The organism is Phenylobacterium sp. (assembly GCF_037189685.1).
Lineage (GTDB): Bacteria > Pseudomonadota > Alphaproteobacteria > Caulobacterales > Caulobacteraceae > Phenylobacterium.
In genome coordinates this window covers 1-25,999 of the sequence record NZ_JBBCIT010000036.1, presented here as the reverse complement: position 1 = coordinate 25,999, position 25,999 = coordinate 1, and the positions used below count along the sequence as shown (strand labels likewise).

Annotated in this window: 22 protein-coding genes and 1 pseudogene; 19 read left to right on the top strand and 4 right to left on the bottom strand. The window is 72.5% G+C overall.

Features of this window, described 5'->3' with window-relative positions; all coding sequences use genetic code 11:
- The first annotated feature begins 31 nt into the window (after window positions 1–31).
- Complete coding sequence (locus WG212_RS19620; RefSeq protein WP_337188809.1) at window positions 32–1,120, top strand: hypothetical protein; 1,089 nt, start codon at window positions 32–34, stop codon at window positions 1,118–1,120.
- 63 nt (window positions 1,121–1,183) lie between these two features.
- A complete protein-coding gene (locus tag WG212_RS19615) occupies window positions 1,184–2,245 on the top strand; it encodes a hypothetical protein (protein WP_337188808.1) in 1,062 nt (353 codons plus the stop codon).
- Window positions 2,246–2,248: 3 nt separating this feature from the next.
- On the opposite strand, the gene WG212_RS19610 is transcribed toward WG212_RS19615, so the two are convergent.
- From WG212_RS19610 to WG212_RS19595, 4 genes are all read right to left on the bottom strand, one after another.
- Window positions 2,249–3,004, bottom strand: a complete 756-nt coding sequence (locus tag WG212_RS19610; RefSeq protein ID WP_337188807.1) for an ABC transporter permease — start codon at window positions 3,002–3,004, stop codon at window positions 2,249–2,251.
- On the bottom strand, window positions 3,001–3,738 hold the full coding sequence (locus WG212_RS19605) for an ABC transporter ATP-binding protein (protein WP_337188806.1): 738 nt from the start codon (window positions 3,736–3,738) through the stop codon (window positions 3,001–3,003). The genes WG212_RS19610 and WG212_RS19605 overlap by 4 nt, the downstream gene beginning before the upstream one ends.
- A gap of 223 nt (window positions 3,739–3,961) precedes the next feature.
- Window positions 3,962–4,957, bottom strand: a complete 996-nt coding sequence (locus tag WG212_RS19600; RefSeq protein ID WP_337188805.1) for an ABC transporter substrate-binding protein — start codon at window positions 4,955–4,957, stop codon at window positions 3,962–3,964.
- Between the two features lie 555 nt (window positions 4,958–5,512).
- Window positions 5,513–7,318: an ABC-F family ATP-binding cassette domain-containing protein gene (locus tag WG212_RS19595; protein WP_337188804.1), complete on the bottom strand. Its 1,806-nt coding sequence runs from the start codon at window positions 7,316–7,318 to the stop codon at window positions 5,513–5,515.
- 261 nt (window positions 7,319–7,579) lie between these two features.
- Between WG212_RS19595 and WG212_RS19590 the strand changes: the two genes are divergently transcribed.
- The 17 genes and pseudogenes from WG212_RS19590 to WG212_RS19510 all read left to right on the top strand — a co-directional run.
- Window positions 7,580–8,044 (top strand): YcgN family cysteine cluster protein, encoded by a 465-nt coding sequence (locus WG212_RS19590; protein WP_337188803.1) that lies wholly within the window; start codon window positions 7,580–7,582, stop codon window positions 8,042–8,044.
- A 95-nt stretch (window positions 8,045–8,139) separates the two neighbouring features.
- Entirely contained in the window at window positions 8,140–9,093 is a 954-nt protein-coding gene (locus tag WG212_RS19585) for a DnaJ C-terminal domain-containing protein (RefSeq protein ID WP_337188802.1), read from the top strand.
- Window positions 9,094–9,456: 363 nt separating this feature from the next.
- Window positions 9,457–9,777 (top strand): PepSY domain-containing protein, encoded by a 321-nt coding sequence (locus WG212_RS19580; RefSeq protein ID WP_337188801.1) that lies wholly within the window; start codon window positions 9,457–9,459, stop codon window positions 9,775–9,777.
- 29 nt (window positions 9,778–9,806) lie between these two features.
- The gene (locus WG212_RS19575; RefSeq protein ID WP_337188800.1) at window positions 9,807–10,499 is read left to right on the top strand and encodes a response regulator transcription factor; all 693 of its coding nucleotides are present in this window, start codon (window positions 9,807–9,809) and stop codon (window positions 10,497–10,499) included.
- A complete protein-coding gene (locus WG212_RS19570) occupies window positions 10,496–11,893 on the top strand; it encodes a sensor histidine kinase (RefSeq protein WP_337188799.1) in 1,398 nt (465 codons plus the stop codon). The genes WG212_RS19575 and WG212_RS19570 overlap by 4 nt, the downstream gene beginning before the upstream one ends.
- A gap of 79 nt (window positions 11,894–11,972) precedes the next feature.
- Window positions 11,973–13,367, top strand: coding sequence for a hypothetical protein (locus WG212_RS19565; RefSeq protein WP_337188798.1), 1,395 nt, complete (start codon window positions 11,973–11,975; stop codon window positions 13,365–13,367).
- Between the two features lie 232 nt (window positions 13,368–13,599).
- Complete coding sequence (ccmI, locus tag WG212_RS19560) at window positions 13,600–14,718, top strand: c-type cytochrome biogenesis protein CcmI (protein WP_337188797.1); 1,119 nt, start codon at window positions 13,600–13,602, stop codon at window positions 14,716–14,718.
- Window positions 14,715–15,245 (top strand): cytochrome c maturation protein CcmE, encoded by a 531-nt coding sequence (gene ccmE, locus WG212_RS19555; protein WP_337188796.1) that lies wholly within the window; start codon window positions 14,715–14,717, stop codon window positions 15,243–15,245. Before ccmI ends, ccmE begins: the two co-directional genes overlap by 4 nt.
- Complete coding sequence (locus WG212_RS19550; protein WP_337188795.1) at window positions 15,242–17,215, top strand: heme lyase CcmF/NrfE family subunit; 1,974 nt, start codon at window positions 15,242–15,244, stop codon at window positions 17,213–17,215. The genes ccmE and WG212_RS19550 overlap by 4 nt, the downstream gene beginning before the upstream one ends.
- Entirely contained in the window at window positions 17,212–17,679 is a 468-nt protein-coding gene (locus tag WG212_RS19545) for a cytochrome c-type biogenesis protein (RefSeq protein ID WP_337188794.1), read from the top strand. The genes WG212_RS19550 and WG212_RS19545 overlap by 4 nt, the downstream gene beginning before the upstream one ends.
- 141 nt (window positions 17,680–17,820) lie before the next feature.
- Window positions 17,821–19,386, top strand: a complete 1,566-nt coding sequence (locus tag WG212_RS19540; RefSeq protein ID WP_337188793.1) for a Do family serine endopeptidase — start codon at window positions 17,821–17,823, stop codon at window positions 19,384–19,386.
- 28 nt (window positions 19,387–19,414) lie between these two features.
- Entirely contained in the window at window positions 19,415–20,086 is a 672-nt protein-coding gene (locus WG212_RS19535; RefSeq protein WP_337188792.1) for a response regulator transcription factor, read from the top strand.
- Between the two features lie 182 nt (window positions 20,087–20,268).
- Window positions 20,269–21,675 carry a HAMP domain-containing sensor histidine kinase gene (locus WG212_RS19530; protein WP_337188791.1) on the top strand — a complete coding sequence of 469 codons (1,407 nt, stop codon included), beginning with the start codon at window positions 20,269–20,271 and terminating at the stop codon, window positions 21,673–21,675.
- 63 nt (window positions 21,676–21,738) lie between these two features.
- Window positions 21,739–24,663 carry a bifunctional [glutamine synthetase] adenylyltransferase/[glutamine synthetase]-adenylyl-L-tyrosine phosphorylase gene (locus WG212_RS19525; protein WP_337188854.1) on the top strand — a complete coding sequence of 975 codons (2,925 nt, stop codon included), beginning with the start codon at window positions 21,739–21,741 and terminating at the stop codon, window positions 24,661–24,663.
- A gap of 64 nt (window positions 24,664–24,727) precedes the next feature.
- The gene (locus WG212_RS19520) at window positions 24,728–25,153 is read left to right on the top strand and encodes a hypothetical protein (protein WP_337188790.1); all 426 of its coding nucleotides are present in this window, start codon (window positions 24,728–24,730) and stop codon (window positions 25,151–25,153) included.
- A 26-nt stretch (window positions 25,154–25,179) separates the two neighbouring features.
- Entirely contained in the window at window positions 25,180–25,728 is a 549-nt protein-coding gene (locus WG212_RS19515) for an RNA polymerase sigma factor (RefSeq protein ID WP_337188789.1), read from the top strand.
- Window position 25,729: 1 nt separating this feature from the next.
- Window positions 25,730–25,999 (top strand): annotated as a pseudogene (locus WG212_RS19510) (hypothetical protein); the annotation flags it as partial.

Below are 25,999 nucleotides of genomic sequence, written 5' to 3'. Positions count from 1 at the left end.
GAAACTGCTTAGCTCGCGTGGGGGGAGCGAGATGAAGATACGACAACTGTCGATGATCCTGTCGGCGGCCGTCATGGCGACGGCTGCGATTGCCGCGGCGGCGGAAGCCCAGGATCGCGCGGCCGACTGGGTGAGGCGCCCGACCTCGGACGACCTCCTGGCCGTATGGCCCTCGAAGGCGTTGCAGCAGGGATACGGCGGCAACGCCCTCCTGGCCTGCATAGCCACGCTCCACGGAACGCTCCGGGACTGCCGGGTCGAGTCCGAGACGCCGGCGGGTGGCGGCTTCGGCTCGGCGGCCCTCATCCTTTCGCGGCAGTTCGTCCTGCGTCCCGCCGTGAAGGACGGCGTTCCGGTGGAATCGCAGGTGCGTATCCCGATCAACTTCCCGAAGCCGGATCGCGCGACGGGATCCCATATCCGCCCGACGACGGCGTCCGATCTGCCGGGCAGGGTGGTCTATCGCCAGCTCCGCTGGACGAAGGCCCCGACCTTCGCCGACGTGCGCGCCGCCTATCCTGCCAAGGCGCAGGCGGACAAGGTGGGCGGGTCGGCGACGCTGGGCTGCCGGATCGGGCGGGACGGGCGCCTTTCCGCGTGCGAGATCGTGCGGGAGGCTCCAGAGCGCTATGGCTTCGGCGTCGCGGCGCGCCGGCTCGCGCCGCTCTTCGAGACACCGGTCCAGACGGACGGCGGCCGCTCCGTCGTCGGGGGCTACGCCCATCTCAACGTCACTTTCGCCGCCGCCTCGATCGATGCGCCGGACCCCGTGATCGGCCGACCCGAGTGGGTGAGCCTTCCCAACATCGAGGACATGTCCGCCGTCGTGCCGGAGGCCGCGAAGGCCCGGAAGGTCTTCAAGGCCCGGGCGGTGATCAACTGCCAGGTGGGCGCGTCCGGCGACCTCGAAACCTGCGGGGTCCAGTCCGAGGAGCCGGCCGCGCTGGGCTACGGGGACGCCGCGCTCGCGCTCTCCAGGCGCTTCAGGCTGGCCATATGGACCGATGAGGGCCTGCCCATCATCGGCGGTGCGGTCCGCGTCCCGATCCGGTTCGACCTCGACGACTACATGCGCTCGGCCTCCACGCCGGCTGCGGCGGAAGGCGCTCCGGCGCCTTGAAGGTCGCCGTTCGGGGATGTCCGTACGCTCATGGCAACGACTTGGCTCGCGGGGGAGAGCGGGATGAAGATGCGACAACTCGGCGTATGCGCCGCCATCCTGACGCTCGCGGGGCCCGCGGCCGGGCAGGACCGGGAAGCGGACTGGCTCAGGAAGCCGACCGCCGAAACCTTATGGGCGGTGTTCCCGGTCGCCGCCTATCAGAAGGGGCGTAGCGGCCGGGCGATCATCGCGTGCGCCGTCACGGTCCAGGGCGTGCTGCGGGATTGCAGGGCCGAGTCGGAGGAGCCCCAGGGCTTCGGGTTCGGCGCGGCGGCCGTCGCCCTTTCCCCGCAGTTCCTGATGCGGCCGGCCCTGCGCGACGGAAAGCCGGTCGAATCGATGGTGAGAATCCCCATCAACTGGGACATGTCCGGCATGGTGGGGCCGTTCGGGCCGCCGCCCGATCGGGGCGACAGGGTCTACACGCACCTGCCGTGGTCGGCGGCGCCCACCGTGGCCCAGGTCGTCCAGGCCTATCCGAAGAAGGCGCGGGAGGCCGGACAGGGCGGCACGGCCGTCCTCGCCTGCCGGATCAAGGCCGATGGGGGGCTGATCGCCTGCGACAAGGTCCGCGAGACGCCCTCCGGTCTCGGCCTGCTGTCGGCCGCCCGGTCCCTCGTGCCGCACTTCCGGACCCCCACCCGCGACAGCAAGGGGAACGCGGTGGCCGGAGCCCGCGCGCACGTCAGCGTCACCTTCGCGCCCGAACTCCTGGAGCAGGCTCCGGCCGTCGGGCGTCCGAGCTGGCGGGCGGTCCCCAGCATCGAAGACCTAGCGGCCGTGATCCCGCCCGCGGCCCGGGCCGCCAAGGTGTTCCGGGCGCGCGTGATGATGACGTGCCGAGTGGTGTCGGAAGGCCGGGTCGACGGATGTTCGGTCGAGAGCGAGGCGCCGGAGGGCCTGGGCTACGGCGCGGCGGCGATGTCGCTCACGCCGCAGTTCCGGCTGGCGGTCTGGACCGATGAAGGCCTGCCGACCGTCGGAGGCGCGGTGCGCATCCCCCTGCGCTTCGATCTGGAGGCCCTGGCGGTCCAGGAAGGCCCGGCGCCCCAGGAGGCCGCGCCGCCGCCGGCCGCGCCCTGAGCCTCAGCGGCCCCGCCACCACCTGAGGCCGGCGCGCTCCAGCGCCTCCAGGGCGGCGTGCAGGGCCACGCCCATGACGCCCAGGACCACCAGGGCGGCGATCATACGGTCGGTCTGGAGCTTGTTGCCGGCGTCCAGCATCTGCCACGCCAGGCCCTGGACCTTGCCCGAGCCGGCGGCGAACTCGGCCACGACGGCGCCGATCAGGGCCAGGCCCGCGCCCACCTTGTGCCCCTCCAGCAGGAACGGGACCGAGGCCGGCAGGCGCAGCCGGCGCACGGTCTGCCACCGGCTCGCGCCATAGAGGCGGAACAGGCGCTCGAGGTCGGGGTCGGCCGAGCGCAGGCCCGCGACCGCCCCGGAGAAGATGGGGAAGAAGGCCACCAGGACCGCCAGGGTGACGAGCGCGCGCCCCGGATGGTCCAGCCCCGCCCAGATCAGCAGCAGCGGCGCGATGGCGACCACGGGCGTCACCTGGACCACCGAGGCCAGCGGCCGGATCGCCTTGTCGAGGAGGGGGCTCAACGCGGTGACGACGGCCAGGCCCACCGCGACCCCGCTGGCGATCACCAGGGCCAGGACGGCGGTCGAGAGCGTGCGGCCGGCGGCGGCGGCCAGCGTGGGCAGGTTCTCGGCCAGGGCCACGGCGACCGCGGACGGCGCGGGCAGGAAGTAGCCCGGAACCTGCAAGGCCCGGCAGGCGATCTCCCAGGCCGCCAGCAGGAGCGCGACCAGCAGCAGGGGCGCGATCCGGCTCACGCGTCGATCCCCTCGGCGAGGGCCGCCGAGACGGCCTCGGCCGTGGCGCGGAAGCCCTCGGCGGCGCGGAAGCCCTCGGGTCGGGGCAAAGGGCCGTCGACAGCGAACTCGGCCGCGATCCGGCCGGGGCCGCGCGACAGCACGACCACGCGGGAGGCCATGTAGACGGCCTCCTCCACGTTGTGGGTCACGAAGGCGATGGCGGGCCTGGACGTGGCCCAGAGCGCCAGCACGTCGTCGGCGAGGCGGCGGCGGGTGATCTCGTCCAGGGCCGCGAACGGCTCGTCCAGCAGCAGCAGGCGGGGCGACGTGACCAGGGCGCGGGCCAGCGAGACGCGCATCGCCATGCCGCCCGAGAGCTGGGCCGGCCGGGCGGCCTCGGCGCCTGCCAGGCCCACGCGGGCGAGGGCGGCGTCGGCGCGCGCGCGGGCCTCGGCGGGCGGGGTTCCGGCCCGTTCCAGCGGCAGGGCGACGTTGGCGCGGGCCGAGCGCCAGGGCGCCAGCGTCGGCGCCTGGAAGACCACGGCCGTCTCACCGCGGCCGGCGGCGCGCCGGGCCTCGCCGCGGGTCGGGTCTTCCAGCCCGGCCAGCAGCCGCAGCGCCGTCGACTTGCCGCAACCCGAGGGCCCGACCAGCGCCACGATCTCGCCCGCGCCGATCGACAGCGTCAGCGGACCCAGCGCGCGCCCGCGATCGTAGTCGACCTCGACGTCGAGCAGCGAGGCCACGGTCATCCTTACCTCCCCCGCGAAGCGGCGGGAGGGGGACCGGCCGCCGAGGCCGGCGTGAACCGGCCGTAGAGCGGCTGGTGGAGGGGGCGAACCTCAGGCGCGGCGGATCGGCCTGGCTGTCGTGAACTCAGCAGACAGGGCTTGCCCCATCCACCACGCCCTCTGCTGGGCGCGATCCCCCTCCCGCCATTGCTGCCGCAATGGGGGAGGCAAGCGCCGCCGCCGCTCACTTCCCCACGAACTCCAGCGTGTACGCCCGCTTGGGATCGAGCGTCTTCGGATAGACCCCCTGCGACGAAGCCACATCGAAGAAGGCCTTCCAGCGGGCGTCGGTCATGGCGCCCAGGGGAAGCCCCTCCTCGCCCTCCACGATCCGGTAGGACTTCAGCTTCTCGCGCGCCTGGGTCAGGACGTCGGGCGTCATCTCGGGATTGTCCTTGCGGATCAGGGCGTCGGCCGCGGCCGGGTCGCTGTCCAGGTAGTCGCGCCAGCCCTGGGCGCTGGCCTCGACGAAGGCGCGCACGGCCGCCGGGTTCTTCGCGATCAGCGAGTCCGTCGCCAGGACCATCGTGGCGTAGCCGGGATAGCCTTCGTCGGCCAGCAGGAAGACCCTGGGCTTGAGCCCCGCCTCCTTCTCGATGGTGTAGGGTTCGCTGGTGACATAGCCCTGCTGGACGGCGCGCTTGTCGGCCAGGAAGGGCGCGGCGTTGAAGGTGTACTTCCGCACCTGGCTGTCGGTGAAGCCGTACTTGGCCTTGAGCCAGGTCCAGAACGCGGTCACCGAGGCGTCGGCCAGCAGGATCGGGCGGCCCTTCAGGTCGGCGATCGAGTTCACGCCGGCGTCGGGATGGGCGATCAGCACCTGCGGGTCCTTCTGCATGAACGCCGCGACCGCCTTCACGGGCACGTCCTGCTGGGCGAGGTTCATGACGATGAAGCTGTTGGAGCCCATCCCCAGGTCGACGGCGCCCGAGGCGAGGAGCTGGGGCACGTTCACGCCCGGTCCGCCCTGGACCATGCGCACGTCCAGCCCGCGCTTCGCGTACTCGCCCGAGGCCAGGGCCTGGTAGAAGCCGCCATGTTCGGCCTGGGCGCGCCAGTCGGTGGCGAAGCGGATCACGACCGGAGCGTCGGCCTTCGGCGCCTCTTCCGCCTTCTGGCCCGGCGAGCACGCGGCCAGCAGGGCGACGGCGGCCAGGGCCAGGTAACGCAACGCTTTCATGGAATCCCCTCGGACGTGGCGCCCGGAAGGTAGGGCGAACCCCGCGCCCGGCGCAACGCGATGTCGCGCCGGCGGAGGCAGGGGCGATCGGGGCCATACGAATTTCGGAGGGTGGTCCAATAGCAAGAGGGCGGCGCTCCGGTCGCCCGGTGCGTCGCCCTCTCATACAGATCCGTTGGGGGATCTGCGCCTTCCAGGCCAACTGTCAGTTCGGTTCCGGTTCGTCCCTTGCGGGTCGCCCCGTGGTTTTCCCTGACCGCCGACGTCAGACCTCAAGTTCGGGTTCCGGGTCACCCCGGTTCCTGGCCTTCGACCTGCCGCTCCGCCCGCTGGCTTCGGGGTCCGCCGTCGCCGGCTTTTCCGTCCGCTGCGCCGCAGTTCCTGTCGGCAAGGGGACGGTGCGCCCGAACCTTTTGTGACGCAAGCGAGGCCGGAAGGCCCGACGCGGGCCGGCGGTCGAAAAGCTGTGACCAAACGGTAGATAACCCGGTATGCGACCGATGTTATCGTTGGTGTTCAATGGGCTCGGTTATCCACAGGAAACCTGGCCGGGGCTCACCGCCCGGCCTCCAGCGTCTCGCGTCGGGCTTCCAGCTCCAGCCATTCCTCCTCGGCGGCGGCGAGCTGGACCTGGGCGGCGTCCAGGGCGCGGCTGTAGCGGTCGAAACCGGCCGGGTCGCGCGCGTAGAGGCCGGGGTCGGCCAGGGCGGCCTCCAGGGCGGACACCTTGGCCGGCATGTCGGCGATCAGGGCCTCCAGCTCGGCCAGGCGGCGCTGATCCTTGTACGAGAGCTTGGCGGGCGGCTTCGGCGCGGCGGGGCGTGCGGGCGCCGCCGCCGTCCGCACGGCCTGGGCCTGGGCCGACGGCGCGGCGCGGAAGAAGCCGGGATTCTGCGAGACGAAGTCCTGCCAGCCGCCGGGCGTCTCGACCGCGCGGCCCGTCCCGTCCAGGCCGATGGTGGAGGTGGCCAGCCGGTCGATGAAGTCGCGGTCGTGGCTGACCAGGATCAGGGTGCCGTCGTAGTCGGCCAGCAGGTCCTCGAGCAGGTCCAGCGTGTCCATGTCGAGGTCGTTCGTCGGCTCGTCCAGCACCATGACGTTGGCCGGCCGGGCGAGCGCGCGGGCCAGCAGCAGGCGATTGCGCTCGCCGCCCGACAGGCTGCGGACCGGCTGGCGGAGCTGGCTGTCGCGGAACAGGAAGTCCTTGGCGTAGGCGTTCACGTGCTTGGGCGCGCCGCGCACCATCACCTGGTCGCCGCCCTCGGGCGTCAGCACGTCCTTCAGCGTCATGTCGGGGGCCAGGGCGGTGCGGGACTGGTCGATGTAGTTGACCGTCAGGTTCGTCCCCAGCTTCACCTCGCCGGCGTCGGGCGCCAGCTCGCCCAGCAGCAGCTTGATCAGCGTGGTCTTGCCCGCGCCGTTGGGGCCCACGATGGCGACGCGGTCGCCGCGCAGGATGCGGGTGGAGAAGGCCTTCAGGATCGTCCGCTCGCCGAACGCCTTGGAGATCCCCTTGGCCTCGACCACGCGCTGGCCCGACACGCCCGAACTGGCCAGCCCCATGTTCAGCTCGCCCCGCATCTCCTTCATGCGGTCGGACATGTCCTGGCGCATGGAGATCAGCCGGCGCCGGCGGCCCTCGTTGCGGGCGCGGCGGGCGGTCACGCCGCGGGCCATCCAGTGCTGCTCGCGCTCGATGGCGCGGGCCAGGCGGCGGGCCTCCTCGGCTTCCTGGGCCTCGATCTTCTCGACCCAGCCGTCGAAGGCGGCGAAGCCCTCGTCCAGCCGGCGCACCTGCCGGTACTCCAGCCAGAAGCAGCGCTGGGTCACGCGCTCCAGGAACGCCCGGTCGTGGCTGACGATCAGGGCGGCGGCGCGCAACGCCGCGATCTCGGCCTCCAGCGTCTCGATGGCCAGGATGTCGAGGTGGTTGGTGGGCTCGTCCAGCAGCAGGACGTCGGGGTCCTCGGCGAAGGCCTTGGCCAGCGCCGCGCGCCGGGCCTCGCCGCCGGACAGGCCATGTGTGGACGTCGCGGGGTCCAGGCCGAAGTCGCTCAGCGTGGCCTCGGCCCGGTGCGGCTCGGCGCCGCCCGACGTCGCGTAGTCCAGCACCGTGGCGCCCGTGACCGGCGGCTCCTGCGGCACATAGGCGATGCGCACGCCGGGCGTGACCGTGCGCTCGCCGTCGTCGGCCTGGATCTCGCCGGCCAGGATGCGCAGCAGGGTGGACTTGCCGGCGCCGTTGCGGCCGACCAGGCAGGCGCGCGTCCGCGGCTCCAGCGCCAGGTCGACGCCGTCGAACAGCATGAGCGGGCCGTCGGCGAGACGGACGTCTTTCAGGGCCAGGACAGGTGGGCGCATGAGGGCCCGGGAGATAGCGGGGCCGGGGCGCGGAAACCACCCCCTATCCCCATCCTCCTTCCTCCTTGATCGTCATCGCCCGGCTTGTCCGGGCGACCCATTGGACTGTGAGGATGGAATCCGGGCGCGGCGGCTACGCTACGGGTCAACGCCGCCGTTCACAGCCCGATGGGTGGCCCGGACAAGCCGGGCCATGACGTTCTTGAAGTGGATCGTCAGTTCGCGCTTCTGTCGCGACGCCTGCGGGCCTAAACCCCCGCGATGCCCGGCGAACCCTTCTGGCGGCGCAAATCCCTGGCGCAGATGACCGTGGCGGAGTGGGAGAGCCTCTGCGACGGCTGCGGCCTCTGCTGTCTGGTGCGCTTCGAGGACGAGGAGACCGACGAGGTGATCCCGACCCGCGTCCACTGCAAGCTGTTCGACGCGGCGCTCTGCCGGTGTTCCGACTACGCCGACCGCCATCGTCACGTTCCAGACTGCATCAAGCTCACCCCGCACAACATCGAGGCGCTGGAGTGGATGCCGAGGAGCTGCGCCTACCGCCGCCTGCACGAGGGGCGCGACCTCGCCGACTGGCACCCGCTGATCTCGGGCGATCCCGAGAGCGTCCACCGCGCGGGCGTCTCGGTGCGCGGACAGACCATCAGCGAAACGGCGCTGGCCGATCCCGAGGACGCCCTGGATTTCGCCGCCTGGGACCTCGTCGTGGAGCGGGGCGATGAATAGTGGCTATTTTGTCACAGTGTGTCTTGCGGGCTGGAACCCCCGGCCCAATCTAGTACTCACACCGTGAGCAAGGGCATTCGAGGAGACTGACGAGCTTGGCGCGCGACCCCTATCAGGAGCTGGGCGTTGGCCGCACCGCGTCTGCCGACGAAATCCGCAAGGCGTTCCGCAAGCTCGCCAAGGCGAACCACCCGGACACCAACCCCGACGACAAGGCCGCCGAGGAGCGGTTCAAGAAGGTGAGCGCCGCGTTCGACATCGTGGGCGACGCCGAGAAGCGCAAGAAGTTCGATCGCGGCGAGATCGACGCCGACGGCCGCGAGACCGCGCCCGGCTTCGCCGGCTGGGGCGGAGGCGGTCCCGGGGGCGGTCCGGGGGGCGGCTTCGGCGGTCAGGGCGGACCGCGCGGCGGCTTCCGCACCGAGACCTTCGACGGCGCGGACCTGGGCGACATACTGGGCGAGATGTTCGGCGGCGGGCGGCAGGGCCGCCCCGGCGGCATGGGCGGCGGCTTCGGCGGCTTTTCCCAGCGCGGCGCGGACGTCCGCGCCCGGATCGAGATCGACCTGACCGACGCCATCCGGGGCGGCAAGCAGCGGATCGCCTTCTCGGACGGCCGCACCATCGACGTGACCATCCCCAAGGGCGCCCAGGACGGCCAGACCCTGCGGCTGAAGGGCCAGGGCCAGCCCGGCCGCTCGGGCCCCGGCGACGCCTTCATCGAGATCGCGCTCAAGCCGCACCCCACCTTCCGGCGGGAGGGCGACGCCCTGGTGATGGACCTGCCGATCACCTTCTACGACGCGGTGCTGGGCGGAAAGGTCGAGGCGCCGACGCCGGACGGCCCGGTGAACGTCACCGTGCCCAAGGGCTCCAACTCGGGCGCCCGGCTGCGGCTGAAGGGCCGGGGCCTGGTCGACGCCAAGGGCCACCGCGGCGATCTCTTCGCCCGGCTCGTGGTCACCCTTCCCGAGGGCGCCGATCCCGAGCTGGAAGCCTTTGCCGAGCAGCAGAAGACGAAGCGGCCCTACACGCCCAGGCGCCGCTGACGCGCCGAAGGCGCAAGATGGAGAACCGCGAAGGACACGAGCGGACGCGGAAGGGCGGGCCTTCTCCGAGCCTCCGCGCCCGGCGGAGGCTCCGTCATGGCAGGCCACGGAAGACACGGAAGGACACAGAAGCGGAGCTTCGCCTTCCATGTCGTTCCGTGCCTTCTGCGGTTCCCTGAAATTCGAGAGGCGCCGCTTCGCGGCCTCTCAGGACCTGCCCCTTTTCGTGTCGGTTCGTGTTTTTCGTGGTTTGATCCAGAGGCGGCCGGCCCGATGCGCCGCGTCAAACGGCTAGGCTTGGCGACCGCGACCTAATATCCCTGTTCAGCCGGGGTTCAGTCCGCCGCCCTTAGTCAAGACGCCATGAAACGCCTCTTCGCCCTTGCCGTCCTGGCCGCCGTCGTGGCGGGACCGTCCCTCGCGGACGCCCAGGCGTACGGCCGTCCGGTCCTCGGCTTCGGCCAGGACTCGTACCAGGGCCGTCGGGGCGCGGGCCAGGTTCCGCTCTCGCGCGTGCTTCAGACGATCGCGGCGCGCCATCCGGGCCGGCACCTCAACACCACGACCGGAGAGGCCGGCGGCCGGCCCGCCTACTACGTCCAGTGGCAACTGGAGAACGGAAGGGTGGTGGTGTTCGTTGTGGACGCCGAGAGCGGTCAGATCCTGGGCCGCCAGGGGGGCTAGCCTCTTAGACCATTGGAAGGGACGCTGCCTTGCGCATCCTGCTTGTTGAAGACGATCCGGACCTGTCGCGCCAGCTCAAGCTGGCGCTGGCCGACGCCGGCTATGCGGTCGACCATGCCCCCGACGGCGAGGAGGCCCAGTTCCTGGGCGAGACCGAGCCCTACGACGCCATCATCCTGGACCTGGGCCTGCCCAAGGTGGACGGGGTGTCGGTGCTGGAGCGCTGGCGGCGCGAGAACATGACCACGCCGGTCCTGATCCTGACCGCCCGCGGCGCCTGGAGCGAGAAGGTGGCCGGCTTCGACGCCGGCGCCGACGACTACCTGACCAAACCATTCCATACCGAGGAGCTGCTGGCGCGCCTGCGGGCGCTGCTGCGCCGCTCGGCCGGCCATGCGACGCCCAACCTGGCGTGCGGCGGTCTCCGCCTCGACCCGCGGGCGGCGCGGGCGAGCGTGAACGGCGAGCCGCTGCGGCTCACCTCGCTGGAATACCGCCTGTTGCACTACCTGATGATGCACCAGGGCCGGGTCATCAGCCGCACCGAGCTGGTCGAGCACCTGTACGACCAGGACTTCGATCGCGACTCGAACACCATCGAGGTGTTCATCGGCCGGGTGCGCAAGAAGATCGGACCCGAGCGGATCGAGACGGTGCGCGGCCTGGGCTATCGCCTGATCTGCCCGGCCGACGAGGTCGACGCCGAAGCCGCGAAGGCGTGACGACGGTCGGCCGCTTCGCGAAACCTTCCCTGGTCCGGCGGCTGGTGCTGCTGGCGCTGGGCTGGACCTTCGCGGCGCTGGTGATCTCGGCGGTGGTGCTGGCGCTGCTGTTCCAGCAGGCGGCCCTGCGGCGCTTCGACGCCGGCCTGTCGGACCTGATCGACAACCTGCTGGCCGGCTCGACCATCGAGAACGGCGAGGTGGTGGCCCCGGCGCTCACCGACCTGCGGGCGCTGCGCCCCTATTCCGGACGCTACTGGGAGATCGCCGAGCCGGGACCGGACGGCCGTGTCCAGGCGATCGAGGACCTGCGCTCGCGCTCGCTGTGGGATTCCGAACTGGCCAAACCCCCGGATCTGGCCCAGCGCCTGCGCGCCGACCCCTCCAGGCCCATCGCCTTCGACGCGGCGGGACCGCAGCCGGGCGAGACCGTCCGTGTCATGGCCCGCTGGACCACCTTCTACGGCCGCGACGGCCCCGTGATCTTCATGGCGGCCGAGGACCGCCGCCCGATCGACCGCGAGGTGCGCAACTTCGTCACGGCCACAGCGGTGGCGTTCGGCCTGCTCAGCGTGGGCCTGATCCTGGCGGTGATCGTCCAGGTGCGCGTGGGTCTCCAGCCGCTGTTCCGCCTGCGGCGCGAGGTGGCGGACGTGCGCCGGGGCAAGAGCGAGCGGCTGCAGGCCGACTATCCCACCGAGCTGGAGCCGCTGACCGACGAACTGAATGCCCTCGTGGCCCACAACCAGGAGACCGTCGAACGCCAGCGCACCCACGTCGGCAATCTGGCGCACGCGCTGAAGACGCCGATCTCGGTGATGCTGACCGAAGCCAGCCAGCGGCCGGGGCCCCTGGCCGAAGTGGTCACCCGCCAGGCCGAGGTCATGCGCCAGCAGGTGGATCATCACCTGCGCCGGGCCCGCGCCGCCGCGCGTAGCCAGGGGCCGGGCGAGCGCACGTCGGTAGCCGAGGTGCTGGACGAACTGTCGCGCACGCTGGAGCGCATCTTCCGCGACAAGGGCGTCGACATCGACTGGGACGCCCCGGACGACCTGTGGTTCCAGGGCGAGCGGCAGGATTTCATGGAGATCGCCGGCAACGCGATGGAGAACGCAGGCAAGTGGTGCGCGGGTCGCGTGCGCGTCCGCGCCGCCGCCGACGGCGCCGAGCGCCTGCGCCTGACGGTGGAGGACGACGGTCCGGGCCTGACCCCGCAGCAGCGCGAGGAGGTGGTCCGCCGTGGCGCGCGGCTGGACGAGAGCGCGCCCGGTTCGGGTCTCGGGCTCTCGATCATCGATGAACTGGCGCGCGCCTACCGGGGGACGCTGATCCTGGGCGGCTCGACCTTGGGCGGCCTGTCGGTCACCGTCGACCTGCCGCGTGCGGGCGACTGAAAACCCAGGCTTCGTAAAGCCTTAACTCGCGCAGGCCAAGGTGCTGGCCGAACGACGTTCCTTGGCGCGAAGGGGCTGCATGACCGCGCTTTCCGAGCGCCAGATCGAGATCGTCCGCACGCTGGTCGGGCAGGCGTCCGACCATGTGGTGGGCAGCCTCAGCCAGGCGCTTTCGGGCGCCACGCCGGGTGGCGCTCCCGATGACGCTTCCGCGAACGCTCTGGGCGGCGTACGGCGGTTGGTGGAGGCCGAGGTCGCCGACCGGACCCTGCGCAACGCCATTCTCCAGCCCATGATCGCCATGTGCGGTCCGCCGCCGGACGATCGCGCCCTGACCTTTCCGGCGCGCGCGCTCGCGGCGACCTGGCGGGGCCTCAAGGCGTCGGAGCCCGATCTGATCGAGCGGCTCCAGGCGGCCGAGGTGCTCGAACTCTCGTGCCATCACGTCACCGACGCCCAGGATCGCCTGGCGCGGGCCGCGGCCGCCGGCCTCCGGGCGCGCCGGAACCCCGACTATGCCGCCGCGTCCGATGTCTGCGACGCGGCGCGGGCGGGCGGCGCCGACCTGTTCGCGCGCTGTCTCGACATCACGCCGGTGGTGCGCCGTGCGCTGCCCCGCCTGCCCGAGTGGATCACCCATGCCGGCAAGGAGACCTCGGCCGGCGCGCGGATCGCCTATCGGGACGCCGTGGCGGTGGCCGACGACGCCGGGCCGCTCTTCTTCCACATGCTGGCCGCCCAGCTCGCCCAGCGCTGGATGGTGATGCGGCTGATCTCGGCGGTCATGGACAAGCCGACCGAACGCTATCTGCGGGATTCCGAACTGGCGGGCTTCTGCGAGGGCCTGCTGGACGAGATCGATTCGGCTCTGGCGACGATCGCGACGCTGAAGTCCGGCCAGGGCCGGGCCGCCGCCGAAACGGCCGCCCGCGTCGTGGACCTGACCGTGCATCAGATCCTGGAGATCGAGACCACCGTCGAGATGCCCCGCGACCACGGCTGGGGCAAGCGGATGGCGAAGCAGCGGGCCGTCCTGGCCGGCGTGGTCGAGGCCCGGATGCGCGAGGCCGAGCACTGCGCGCGCGAGGCGCTGCCCCTCCACACGCCGCGCGGCCAGAAGGCAAGGCTTCAGGCGCCCCAGCTGTCCGAGCCGCCGCAGGCGGACGCGGTCGAGCGCGCGCTCACGCTGCTGACCTTCGTCGACGGGCTGAATCTGAGCTCGAACTACGGGGGCTTCTCCGCCGCGCGCAACAAGGCGGTCGAGGCGCTGGGCGAGTTCCTCGACCGCTATGTGGACGCCGTCCTCGACCGCGTCCGCACGCAGGACGTCGACGACACGGACCAGGCGGCCGCGTTCCTCGAGATCGCCGCGCAGTTCAGCGGCCTGATCCGGGGCGAGAAGACGGGCGAACTGGTTCGCCGCCGGGCGCATGCGGCGCTGAATCCCGACCTGCCGCAGGCCTGCGAAGCCTGAGGTCCCCGCGAGGCTGTCGTCTCCGCGGCGCGCCGGGCCCGGGGCGGTCGCACCCGGGCTTGGTACCCACGGAAAAACGCGGCGAGGCGTCGCCCTGCAACTTCGACGTCGGCATTCCTCCGTATTTTCCGGTGCTTGCCCGCGACGGATCTCAGCGCCTGTCGTAGCTGGAGGAGCCGGGGCGACGATCCGCGCCCTCGCGCGGCGGCGGCCTTTCGGCTAAAGCCCCGCCATGTTCCTTTTCTGGGCTGTGGCCGGCGTCCTCGCCGCGGCTGCGGCGGGCCTGATCCTGATGCGCGCGGCGCGCGCCGCGACCTCGACGGCCGGCCCCCGGATCGGCGGCGCCATAACCGACGACGACACCGCGAGCGTCCTCTATCGCCGGCAGCTGGCCGAGATCGACGAGCTGGCGGAGCGCGGCCTGATCGGGGAGGGCGAGCGCAAGGGCGCGCATGCCGAGGCCGCCCGCCGCCTGCTGGCCGCCGCCGACGCGCCGGCCGAAGCCTGGGCGTCCGAGGACGGGGCGGCCCGGAACCACCGGCTGGGGGTGCTGGCCGGCGTCGTCGCCGCGCCGGCTCTGGCGCTGGGTCTCTATCTGGCCTTGGGTGCGCCCGGCATGGCGGACCAGCCCTACGCCGCGCGCCTGAAGGCCTGGCGCGAGGGCGACCTGATGCGTCTGACGCCGCCCGAGGCGGCGGCGGTGCTGCGGCAGGTGACGGGAGAGCGGCCGGACGACGCCGAGGGCTTCCGCCTGCTGGGGATGGTCGAGGGCGCCGCGCAGAATCCGCTGGCGGCCGTCCGCGCGCTGCGCCGCGCCGCCGAGCTGGCGCCCCGGCGGCCCGAGGTCTGGCAGATGCTGGGCGAGGCCGAGATCGTGGCCGCGGGCGGCAAGGTGGACGCCAACGCCGAGGCCTCGTTCCGTCGTCTCCTGGCGCTTGAGCCCGGAAACCCCGGCGCCCGCTTCTTCCTGGCCCAGGCCGCCGCCGACGCGGGGCGGCCGGACGAGGCGGTGACGGCCCTTCGCGCGCTTCTGGCCGACATGGACGGCGACGACCCGCGGCGCGGCGCCGTGGAGGAGTCGATCGCCCGCATCCAGGGCCGGGCGTCGGCCCCGGCAGGCGATCCGCGGGAAATGTCAATGATCCGCGGCATGGTCGACGGGCTGGCGGCGCGGTTGAAGTCGGATCCCGACGATCCGGAGGGCTGGGTCCGGCTGGTCCGGGCCTATGCCGTCCTGGGCGAGACCGCGAACCGCGACCGGGCCTATGCTGCGGCCCGCGCGCGCTACGCCGGCCGCGCCGATATCGTGAGCCAACTGGACCAGGCCGCCAGAGTGGAGCCCATGCGATGAGTTTCCTGCCCAAGTCCCGCAAGGCGCGCACGCGCCTGCTGCTGCTCTCGGTGATCGCCCCGGTGGTGGCCGTGGCCGTCGGCCTCACGCTCTGGGGCATGCGGGGCTCGATCTCGCTGTTCTACACCCCCTCCCAGGCGGCCGAGGCCAAGCCGGAGCCGGGCCGGGCGATCCAGCTTGGGGGCCTGGTGGCGATGGGGTCGGTGATCAAGCACCCCGACGGCCGCGTCGAGTTCACCGTCGAGGACAAGCTGGCCGCCGACAAGGTGGTGTTCCAGGGCGACCTGCCCGACCTGTTCCGCGAGGGGCAGGGGATCGTCGCCGAGGGGTCGTACCGCGCCGACGGGATCTTCGAGGCCAAGCGCGTCCTGGCCAAGCACGACGAGACCTACATGCCCAAGGAGGTGGCCGACGCCCTGAAGGAACAGGGCGAGTGGCGGCCCGAGGCGGGCCAGACCACGGGCCGGCCGCCTGCGGGCCAGTCCACCTATGGCGGCGGCGCGGCGAAGGCGGGCGGCGGCGTATGATCGCGGAAGCCGGCGCCTTCGCGCTCGTCCTGGCGCTGGCGCTGTCGGTCGTCCAGGTCGGCCTGTCGGCGGCGGGCCGCCTTCGCCGTTCGCCTGCCCTGGCCGGCGCGGGCGAGGGGGCGGCCCTGGCGGCGTTCGGCGCCAACGCCGTGGCCTTCATGGCCCTGATGTACGCCTTCGTGGTGTCGGACTTCTCGGTCCAGAACGTGGCCGCCAACTCCCACTCGGCCAAGCCGCTGCTCTACCGGGTGGCCGGGACCTGGGGCAGCCACGAGGGCTCGATGCTGCTGTGGTGCCTGGCGCTGACCGGCTTCGGCGCGGCCGTGGCGGGCCTGGGCCGCGACCTGCCCCGCGGCCTGCGCGCGGTGACGGTGGCGACGCAGGGCGCGCTGGGGGTGGTGTTCCTGGCCTACACCGTCTTCGCCTCGAACCCGCTGGCGCGCCTGGCCGAGCCGCCGGCCGAGGGCCGGTCGCTGAACCCGCTGCTGCAGGACCCGGCGCTGGCGGTCCATCCGCCCTTCCTCTACGCCGGCTACGTCGGGCTCTCGGTGGTCTTCTCCCTGGCCGTGGCGGCGCTGGTCGAAGGGCGCGTGGACGCGGCCTGGTCGCGATGGGTGCGGCCCTGGACGCTGGCGGCCTGGAGCATGCTGACCGTCGGCATCGCCCTGGGTTCGTTCTGGGCCTACTACGAGCTGGGCTGGGGCGGCTGGTGGTTCTGGGACCCCGTGGAGAACGCCAGCTTCATGCCGTGGCTGATCGCCACCGCGCTGCTGCACTCGGCCATCGTCACCGAGAAGCGCGGCGCGCTCGCCGGCTGGACGGTGTTCCTCGCGCTCGCGGGCTTCAGCTTCTCGATGCTGGGCGCGTTCCTGGTGCGCTCGGGCGTGCTGACCTCGGTCCACGCCTTCGCGGTCGACCCCACGCGCGGCGTCCTCCTGCTCATCATCCTGGGCGTCACCGCCGGGCTGGGGTTCTCGCTCTTCGCGTGGCGCGCGCCCGGTCTGCCCCGCGGTGGCCTGTTCGCCCCCATCAGCCGCGAGAGCGCGCTGGTGCTGAACAACATCCTGCTGGCGGCGGCGACGGCCACGGTGCTGCTGGGCACGCTCTACCCGCTGATCCGCGAGGCGATGACCGGCGAGGCCATCTCGGTGGGGCCGCCCTACTTCAACCTGACCTTCGCGCCGCTGATGACGGGGCTGATGATCCTGCTGCCGGCCGGGCCGCTGCTGGCCTGGAAGCGCGGCGACGCGCGTGGCGTGGTCCAGCGGCTGTGGGCGGCGCTGCTGATCGCCGCCGCCGCGGGCGCGCTCACCCTGGCGCTCGTCAGCCCGCGGCATCTGCTGGGCGCGCTGGGCGTGGCGATGGGCGCCTGGCTCATCGCCGGCGCCGTGGCCGAGATCCTGGAGCGCACGCGCGCCTTCCGGGCCCCGGCCGCCGAGTCCTGGCGGCGGTTCACGGGCCTGCCGCGCGGGGCCTGGGGCATGACGTTGGCGCACCTCGGCCTGGGAGTCTTCGTGCTGGGCGCGGTGTTCGAGACCACCTGGAAGTCCGAGGCGGCCGAGGCCCTGCCGCTGGGCGGATCGGTGAACGCGGGCGGATACGAGGTCCGGCTGGACGACGTGCGTCCGGTGGCGGGGCCGAACTACGACGCCGACCGGGGCGCGCTCACCGTCACCCGCGCCGGCCGCGAGATCTGCCGGGTGGCGCCCGAGCGGCGCCTCTACACCGCCGGCGGCCAGACCACGACCGAGGTGGGCCTCTGCTATCAGGGCCTCAGCCACGTCTACGTCGTGCTGGGCGAACGCCGGGGCGATCCGGCGTCGCCCACCTTCCTCGTGCGCGCCTACTGGAACCCCTGGGCCAGCCTGATCTTCCTCGGCCCGGCCCTGATGGCCACGGGCGGGCTGGTGTCGCTGTCCGACCGCCGCCTGCGCCTGGGCGTCGGGCGGCGGCGGGAGCCGGCGACGTGACGCCCTGGACATCTCCCCGCGCCGCGCTGGTCGCGGCTCTGGCGGCCGCGCTCTGCCTCGGCGCGGCGTCCGACCCGGCCGAGCGCCTGCCCGATCCGGCGCAGGAGGCCCGCGCGCGGGAGATCTTCCGCGAGGTGCGCTGCCTCGTCTGCCAGAACGAGTCGATCGACGACAGCGACGCCGAACTGGCCCGCGACCTGCGCATGATCGTGCGCGAGCAGGTGAAGGCCGGGCGCAGCGAGGGCGAGATCAAGCGCTTCCTGACCGACCGCTACGGCGAGTTCGTGCTGCTGGCGCCCAGCTTCTCGGCCGGCAACCTCGTCCTATGGATCGGGCCGTTCCTGGTGGTCCTGGCCGGCGCGGCCCTGCTCCTGAAGCGCCTGCGGGCGCGGGCGCCCGAGCCCGAACTCGACGCCGAGGAGGCCGAGCGCCTCGACCGTCTGATGCAAGGTGACGACCGCTGACACCTTCCCGCCCTACATTCGACCCGAACGCGCGCTGAGGCTGTCAGAAACGTAACTTGAGGGACGTTGCACTTCGCTGCATCCGACCTAGGTTGTGCGAGCGCGCCGCAAGCATCCGCGCGCAGGGAAAGCATGGGCCTTATGACGACGAAGAAGACGGGTTACCTCCTGGGCGCGGTCGCCGGCGCCGGCGTGATGGCCGCGGCTGTGGCGGGCGCGGGCCTGCGCCTGCCGGCCGCCCAGGCCGAGCAGACGATGCAGGGCGGCCTCATCAAGGCCTCGACCGCGCCGATCTTCGCCCCGCCGCCGGGCGCGCCCATGTCGTTCGCCGACATCTTCGACCGCGTCTCGCCGGCGGTCGTCTCGATCAACGTCACCAGCCGGCCCGACACCAGCGCCCTGCGCCAGATCCCCGGCCTGCCGTTCCTGATCCCGCGGGCGCCCCAGGCGCCGGGCGGCGACGAGGAAGGCGCCACGCCCGAGCGGGGCCAGCCGCGCCTGCCCAGCCAGCAGTCGGCCGGCTCGGGCTTCTTCATCTCGGCCGACGGCTTCGTCGTCACCAACAACCACGTGATCGAGAACGCCGAGAGCATCAAGGTCGTCCTCAAGGACGAGACCGAGCTGGACGCCGAGGTGGTGGGCCGGGACGAGGCGACCGACCTCGCCGTGCTCAAGGTCAAGGGCGGCAAGGGGCCGTTCCCCTATGTGAACTTCGAGAACGCCGCCAAGCCCCGCGTGGGCGACTGGGTGATCACCGTGGGCAACCCCTTCGGCCTGGGCGGCACCGCGACGGCGGGGATCGTGTCGGCCTACGGCCGCGACATCGGCGAGACCTTCGTCGACTACATCCAGATCGACGCGCCCATCAACCGGGGCAACTCGGGCGGCCCGACGTTCGACGTCTACGGCCGGGTGATCGGGGTGAACACGGCGATCTTCTCGCCCTCGGGCGGCTCGGTGGGCATCGGCTTCGCCATCCCCTCCGAGGTGGCCGACTCGGTGACGCGCCAACTCATGAAGGGCGGCAAGATCGAGCGCGGCTACATCGGCGCCACCATCCAGAACTTCAACCGCGAGATGGCCGAGGCCCAGGGCCTGGGCGACCAGCGCGGCGCCATCGTCGCCGACGTCACCGCGGGCGGTCCCTCGTCGCGGGCGGGCGTCCAGGTGGGCGACGTGGTCGTGGGCGTGAATGGCCAGGCGGTGAAGAGCTCGTCCGACCTGACGCGCCAGGTGGCGCGCGTGCGGGCCGGCGACGTCCTGCGCCTGGACGTCATCCGCGAGGGCAAGCGCCGCGTCATCGAGGTGCGCACGGGCGTACGCCCGTCCGAGCGCGAGCTGGCCTCCAACGACAACCTGGGCGGCGCGCCCGGGCGTCCGGGGCCTGGTCAGCAGGCCGCGCCGGCGGTGGCGCCGGTCCTGGGCATGTCCCTGGGTCCGCTGGACGAGGCCTCGCGCAACCGGCTGAACCTTCCGGCCGACGTCCGCGGCGCGCTGGTGCAGAACGTGGACCAGAACTCGGATGCCGCCGGCAAGGGCCTGCGGCGCGGCGACGTTATCACCCTGGCCAACGGGCGTCCGGTGGCGACGCCGGCCGAGCTGTCGGCCGTGGTCGAGGAGGCGAAGAAGGCCGGGCGGTCGAGCGTCGTTGTGGGCGTGTTCCGCAGCGGCCGCACCAACTTCCTGCCCATCCGGATTTCGGGCTAGTCTCGTCCTTCAGCAGGGCGGGAATCAGATGCGGATCCTGATCGTCGAAGACGACCTCGAAGCGGCCGAAGCGATGGCGCGGGGCCTCACCGAGGCCGGCCACGACTGCGTCCGCGCGCCCGACGGCGAGGCCGGACTGACCACCGCCCGCGGGGCCGAGTTCGACGTGATGATCGTCGATCGGATGATGCCGAAGATGAACGGCGTGCAGCTTGTCGAGAGCCTGCGCCGAGAGGGCGACCGGACGCCGGTGCTGTTCCTGTCGGCGCTGGGCGAGGTGGGCGACCGGGTGGACGGCCTCCAGGCCGGCGCCGACGACTACCTCGTCAAGCCCTACGCCTTCGCCGAGCTGATCGCCCGGATCGAGGCCCTGGCGCGCCGCCGCGAGACCGGCTCGGTTCAGACCCTCTTGAAGGTGGGGGAGCTGGAGATGGACCTCATCGCCCGCACCGTTCACCGCCAGGGCAAGGAGATCGACCTCCAGCCGCGCGAGTTCCAGCTCCTGGAGTTCATGATGCGGCACGCGGGCCAGTCGGTGACGCGGACCATGCTGCTGGAGAAGGTCTGGCACTACCACTTCGACCCGCAGACCAACGTCATCGACGTCCATGTCAGCCGCCTGCGCTCGAAGATCGACAAGGGTTTCGACCGGCCCATGCTGCAGACCGTCCGCGGCGCGGGCTACCGGCTGGACGCCTAGGGCCGAAACGCCCTTCCTCCAGCGATGAGGCGGAACGCGCCGAAGGCGCTGAAGACTTGAACCACCGAAAACACAGAAGTCACAGAAAAGTATCGAAGCCCGGCCGCGGGGCTCACACGACGCCCTTCTGTGTTTTCCGGGGTTCGAATCCTGCGGCGCTGTCGCGCCGCGGGGGTGGCTAGATGGCCGTAAAGCTCCCGCGCATTTTCCGGACGACGCCGTTCCGGCTGACGCTGCTGTTCCTGGCGCTGTTCGCCAGCGCCGCTTCGGCCTTCCTGGCCTATATCTACATCGCTACCGCCGGCGAGGCGACGCGCCGGACCGACCAGGAGATCCGCCGCGAGATGCGCTCGCTGGTGGACGTCTACGACCGCGCCGGCGTGGATGCAGTGAACCAGTCGCTGATCGAGCGCGCCTCCAGCGAGAAGCCCTTCCTCTACCTGCTGCTGACGCCGGACGGCCGGCGCATTTCGGGCTCGATCGAGGAGAGCCCGGTGGAGGACTTCGCCGGCGCCCCGGCCTGGGCGACGTTCCAGGTCACCGACGTGGACGCCGAGGGCCGGACGGTGCGCCATCCCGCGCGCGGGCTCCAGCAGCGCCTGAGCGGCGGCGAGACGCTGTTCGTCGGCGCCGACGCGGGCGACGACGAGGCCTATGTGGCGCGGGTGGTGCGGGCGCTCTGGGCGTCGGCGGCCCTGGTGGTCCTGCTGGGCCTGGCCGGGGGCGTCCTGGTCAGCCGGAACGTCTCGCGCACCATGGTGGGCCTGATCGACGTGGTGGAGCGCGTGCGCAACGGCGAGCAGGGAGTCCGCGCCCACGTCCGCGGCGCCCGCGACGAGTTCGACGAACTGGCCCAGGGCGTGAACGACATGCTGGATCGCCTGGAACGGTCGATGGCCGGCCACAAGCATGCGGGCGACGCCATCGCCCATGACCTGCGCTCGCCCCTGACCCGGCTGCGGGCGCGGCTGGAGACCGCCTATCTCGACGTCGAGGCCGGCAAGGGCGACCCGGAGCAGGCGCTGGGCCAGGCGCTGGAAGACACCGACGGCGTGTTGAAGACCTTCGGCGCGGTCCTGTCCATCGCGCGGCTCCAGGCCGCCGGGACCGCGCCCGACCCGGTGCTGTTCGATCCGGCCGACCTGGCGGCGGACATCTCTGAACTCTACGAGCCGCTCTGCGAGGAGAAGGACATCGAGTTCCAGGCCGAACTCACCAAGGAGCTGGGCGTCCGCGGCAACCGCGAGTTCCTGGCCCAGGCGCTCTCGAATCTCCTGGACAACGCCATCAAGTACACGCCGGCCGGCGGCGCGATCATGCTGCGCGTGCGCCGCCGCTCGTCGGGCGAGGTGGAGTATTCGGTCACCGACACCGGGCCGGGCGTGCCGGACGAGGACCGCGAGCGGGTCATCCAGCGGTTCGTCCGCCTGGAGAACAGCCGCAGCCAGCCGGGCGCGGGCCTGGGCCTGTCGCTGGTGGCCGCGGTCGCCGAGGCGCACGGTGGGCGGCTGGAGCTGTCGGAAGGGCCGGGGAAGGTGGGCGAGATGGGGCCGGGCCTCCGGGTGGCCTTCATCCTCCCGCGCGCCTGACTCCGTTCGCGCCCCCGAGGAGCCGCCGGTAGAGGTTCATTGCGCGCGCCCCCCGAGCTTCGGATGATGGGCGCCATGAGTCCCCAGGCTTCAGAACCGCGCCGTCTCGTCGACCGGCTTTCGCCCTGCGGTCCCGTCCTCGACGCCAAGGCGGCCGAGCGGGCGCGCGAGATCGTGGCCGCCGCCGTCTGGAACGCCGATCTGGAGGCGGCCTGGCCGTCCCTGGCGCCGGTGTTCGGCGCCTCGCCCTATCTCGCCGGCCTGGCCCGGCGGGATCCTCAGCGTCTGGCCGAACTGCTGGCCGACGCGCCCGAGGCGCGGCTCGAGACGATCCTCGCCCGGACCCATGCGGTGGCCGACCTGGCGCCCGAGGCTGCTCAGGCGCCGCTGCGGCGGCTCAAGCAGGAGCTGCACCTGCTCACCGCCCTGGCCGACCTGGGCGGCGCCTGGGACCTGGACGCCGTCACCGGCGCGCTGACCCGGTTCGCCGACGCGGCGGTGGCCGCCTCGCTGACCTGTGCGGCGCGGGGCGAGGTCGAGGCCGGTCGCCTTAGGGCCCTCGGCGAGGGCGATTGTGGCCCCGTTCCCGGCTGGTTCTGCATCGCGATGGGCAAGCAGGGCGCGTTCGAGCTGAACTATTCCAGCGACATCGACGTCTCGGTCTTCTTCGATCCCGACCTGCTGGAGCCCGCCCTGGCCGAAGGGGTCGAGCCCCTGGCCTTCGCCGTGCGCCTGACCCAGCGGGTCTCGGATCTGATGCAGGCGCGCACCGCCGACGGCTATGTCTTCCGCATGGACCTGCGCCTGCGGCCCGACCCGTCGTCCACGCCGCCCGCGATGCCCGTGCCCGCGGCGCTGGAGTACTACGAGACCGTCGGCCAGAACTGGGAGCGCGCGGCCTTCATCAAGGCGCGCGCCTGCGCGGGCGACCGGATCGCGGCGGCCGACTTCCTGGGCGAACTGGTCCCCTACATCTGGCGCAAGAACCTGGACTTCGCCGCCATCGCCGACATCCATTCGATCAAGCGGCAGATCCACGCCCACAAGGTGGACGAGCGCGTCTCTGCCAAGGGCGTCGACCTGAAGCTGGGGCGCGGCGGGATCCGCGAGATCGAGTTCTATGTCCAGACCCAGCAGCTCATCCTGGGCGGCCGTCATCCCGAGCTGCGCAGCTCGCGCACACTGGACGCGCTGGAGGCCCTGCGCGCGGCGGGCCATGTCGCCGACGCCGCCGCGGCCGAACTCACCGAGGCCTACCGCCGCCTGCGCGCGGTGGAGCACCGCATCCAGATGCTGGAGGACGAGCAGACGCACAAGCTGCCCGAGTCCGACGCCGATCGGCGCCGGGTGGCGGCGCTGTCGGGCGAGGCGCCGCTCAGGAGCTTCGACGCCGAGATCACCCGTACGCTGAAGGCCGTGAACGCCCGCTACGGCGAGCTGTTTCCCGACGAGGAGTCGCTGTCCTCCAGGTTCGGCAGCCTGGTCTTCACCGGGGTGGACGACGATCCTGAAACCTTGGCCACCCTGGCGCGGATGGGCTTCTCCAGCCCGCCGCGGGTGTCGCAGACCATCCGGTCCTGGCACCACGGCCATGTGGCGGCCACGCGCACCGAGCGGGGGCGCGAGCTGTTCACGCGCCTGGCGCCGCGGCTGCTGGAGGCGGCGAACGCCACCGGCGCCCCGGACGTGGCCTTCAACCGCTTCTGCGACTTCTTCGGCGGTCTTTCGACCGGCGTGCAGCTCCAGTCGCTGTTCCTGGCGCAGCCGAAGCTGTTCGAGCTGGTGGTGCAGGTGCTGGCCTTCGCGCCGCGGCTGGCCTCGACCCTGGCGCGGCGGCCGGCGGCCATCGACGCCATGCTGGACCCGCACTTCTTCGCGCCCATCGAGATCGCCGACGAGCGCGCGAGCATGGCGGCCGCGGTCGCGCGGGCCGACGGTTTCGAGGCGGCGATGGACGTGGTTCGGCGTCTGCACCGCGAGCAGAGCTTTCGCGTGGGCGTGCAGGTGATGAGCGGGACGGCGACCGCCGAGACCGCCGGCCGGGCCTTCGCCGACCTTGCCGACCTCTGCATCGAGGCCCTGGCGCCGGCGGCCCTGGCCGAGGCCGCGCGCATGGGCGGCGACTTCCCGGGCGAGGTGGCGGTGGTCGCCCTGGGCAAGTGCGGCTCGCGCGAGATGAGCGCCGGCTCGGACCTGGACCTGATGACCCTCTATCGCGCGGCGGACCCGGTCGCGATGTCGGCGACCAAGGGCTGGGACGCCTCCACCTTCTACGGCCGCTTCACCCAGCGGCTGATCGCGGCGCTGTCCAGCCCGACCGCGGAAGGGCAGCTCTACGAGGTGGACATGCAGCTCCGGCCCTCGGGCACCAAGGGGCCGGTGGCGGTGAGCTTCGCCGCCTTCGAACACTACTACCAGGGCGAAGCCGAGACCTGGGAGCTGCTGGCCCTGACGCGGGCGCGGGTGGTCTGGGCCACCACCCCCGACTTCGCCGCCGACGCCCAGGCGGCCATCGAGGCCGCCCTTCGCCGTCCGCGCGACCGCCGGAAGACGGCCAGGGACGTGCGCGACATGCGCAAGCTGCTGGAGCAGGAGCGCCCGCCGAAGGGGCCGTGGGACCTGAAGCTCAAGCCCGGCGGCCTGGTCGACATCGAGTTCGCCGCCCAGTTCCTGCAACTGGCCCAGGCCGACGAGGGCGGCCCCTTGCGGACCAACACCGCCGAGGCGCTGACCGCCCTGGGCGAGGCGGGCCTGGCGAGCGCCGGCCAGCTCTCGGCCCTCTGCGACGCCTGGCGGCTCCAGCAGGACCTGACGCAGCTCCTGAAGGTGGCGCTCGGCGACGATCCCGCCCCGGACAAGGAGCCGAAGGCGTTCCAGTCCCTGCTGGCGCGGGCCGGCGGGGTCAAGACGCTGAAGGCGCTGGAGGCGCGGCTCGCCGAGGTCCAGGCCGCCGCCCGGACCGCCTATTCGGAAGTGGTGAAGAGCTAGCGACGGAATGTCCGCCGTCGCGCGTGGAAGTCTTCGGGTGGGCTGCCCAAGTCATCGAGGACTCATGAACCGCTTTCTCATCGCCGCCGTCGTCGCCCCTGTCGCCCTCCTGGCCACTTCGGTCGCCGCCCAGCCCGGCCGCGGGCCCGACCCCGACGCCGACCGGGACGGCAAGGTGACGCTGGCCGAATTCAAGGCCGCCCAGGCGCAGCGCACCGATCGCCTGTTCGCGCGGCTGGACGCCGACAAGGACGGCCGGATCACCCAGGCCGAGATCGACGCCGTCGCCAAGGGGCGTCCGGGCGGCCGCGGCGGCGGCCAGATGCTGATGCGGCTGGACGCCGACAAGGACGGCGCCGTCACCCGGGCCGAGATGAACGCCGGGGCCGAACGCCGCTTCCAGGCGGCCGACGCCAACAAGGACGGCTGGCTCTCGAAGGACGAGCTGCGCATGATGCAGCAGAGGATGCGTGGTCCGGCCCCGAAATAGCGCCCGACCCGGAGCTGAAGGCGAGGGTGGGTTTGGGGGAGTCCGACGAGGAGCTCCTGGCGCGGGTGGCGCGCGGCGACGCCGCGGCCGCGCGCGCGCTCGTGGGGCGAAAGCTCCCGCGCCTGCTCTCGCTGGCCGGCCGGATGCTGGCCGACGCGGCCGAGGCCGAGGATGTCGCCCAGGAGGCTTTCGTCCGCATCTGGAAGCAGGCGCCGCGGTGGCGCCCCGGAGCGGCGCGGTTCGACACCTGGCTGCACCGGGTGGCGCTGAACCTCTGCTACGATCGCCTGCGCCGCCGCCGCGAGCTGGCGGTGGCCGAGCCGCCCGAGCGGGCCGACGAGGGGCCGGGCCCGGAGCGGGGGCTGGAGGCGCAGGACGTGGGGCGGCGGGTGGATGCGGCGCTGCAGGCGTTGCCCGACCGCCAGCGCGAGGCGCTGGTGCTCTGCCACTATCAGGAACTGGGGAACCTCGAGGCCGCGGCCGTGATGGGCGTCAGCGTCGAGGCGCTCGAGAGCCTGCTGTCGCGGGGGCGTCGCGCGTTGCGCGCGGCGCTGGCCGATCTGAGGGAGGGATGAGATGACGCCTGAGCGGTTCGCGGAGCTGGCCGACGCCTACGGCGGGGACGTTGCGCGCTGGCCCCTGCCCGAGCGCGACGCTGCGGCTGCGTTCATGGCCGTCGAGCCGGCGCGGGCGGCGGCCGTCCTCGCCCAGGCGTCCGTCCTGGACGCATGGCTGGATGCGGCGCCGGCGCCGCGCGCGTCCGCGGCGCTGGTGGGCCGCATCCGCGCCGCGGCGCCGCGGCGGCCCAGGCTCTGGCGGCGCGGGGCCCGGCCGGCCGGCGCGGGG

What these genes read in the sequence shown, in the direction of transcription:
- WG212_RS19595 (WP_337188804.1), bottom strand. Translation starts at nt 7,318, where the DNA reads ATGCGCCCACCTGTCCTGGCCCTGAAAGACGTCCGTCTCGCCGACGGC.
- WG212_RS19605 (WP_337188806.1), bottom strand. Translation starts at nt 3,738, where the DNA reads ATGACCGTGGCCTCGCTGCTCGACGTCGAGGTCGACTACGATCGCGGG.
- WG212_RS19525 (WP_337188854.1), top strand. Translation starts at nt 21,739, where the DNA reads ATGATGGGCGCCATGAGTCCCCAGGCTTCAGAACCGCGCCGTCTCGTC.
- WG212_RS19520 (WP_337188790.1), top strand. Translation starts at nt 24,728, where the DNA reads ATGAACCGCTTTCTCATCGCCGCCGTCGTCGCCCCTGTCGCCCTCCTG.
- WG212_RS19615 (WP_337188808.1), top strand. Translation starts at nt 1,184, where the DNA reads ATGAAGATGCGACAACTCGGCGTATGCGCCGCCATCCTGACGCTCGCG.
- WG212_RS19550 (WP_337188795.1), top strand. Translation starts at nt 15,242, where the DNA reads ATGATCGCGGAAGCCGGCGCCTTCGCGCTCGTCCTGGCGCTGGCGCTG.
- WG212_RS19580 (WP_337188801.1), top strand. Translation starts at nt 9,457, where the DNA reads ATGAAACGCCTCTTCGCCCTTGCCGTCCTGGCCGCCGTCGTGGCGGGA.
- WG212_RS19600 (WP_337188805.1), bottom strand. Translation starts at nt 4,957, where the DNA reads ATGAAAGCGTTGCGTTACCTGGCCCTGGCCGCCGTCGCCCTGCTGGCC.
- WG212_RS19530 (WP_337188791.1), top strand. Translation starts at nt 20,269, where the DNA reads ATGGCCGTAAAGCTCCCGCGCATTTTCCGGACGACGCCGTTCCGGCTG.
- WG212_RS19540 (WP_337188793.1), top strand. Translation starts at nt 17,821, where the DNA reads ATGACGACGAAGAAGACGGGTTACCTCCTGGGCGCGGTCGCCGGCGCC.
- WG212_RS19590 (WP_337188803.1), top strand. Translation starts at nt 7,580, where the DNA reads ATGCCCGGCGAACCCTTCTGGCGGCGCAAATCCCTGGCGCAGATGACC.
- ccmE (WP_337188796.1), top strand. Translation starts at nt 14,715, where the DNA reads ATGAGTTTCCTGCCCAAGTCCCGCAAGGCGCGCACGCGCCTGCTGCTG.
- WG212_RS19565 (WP_337188798.1), top strand. Translation starts at nt 11,973, where the DNA reads ATGACCGCGCTTTCCGAGCGCCAGATCGAGATCGTCCGCACGCTGGTC.
- WG212_RS19535 (WP_337188792.1), top strand. Translation starts at nt 19,415, where the DNA reads ATGCGGATCCTGATCGTCGAAGACGACCTCGAAGCGGCCGAAGCGATG.
- ccmI (WP_337188797.1), top strand. Translation starts at nt 13,600, where the DNA reads ATGTTCCTTTTCTGGGCTGTGGCCGGCGTCCTCGCCGCGGCTGCGGCG.
- WG212_RS19620 (WP_337188809.1), top strand. Translation starts at nt 32, where the DNA reads ATGAAGATACGACAACTGTCGATGATCCTGTCGGCGGCCGTCATGGCG.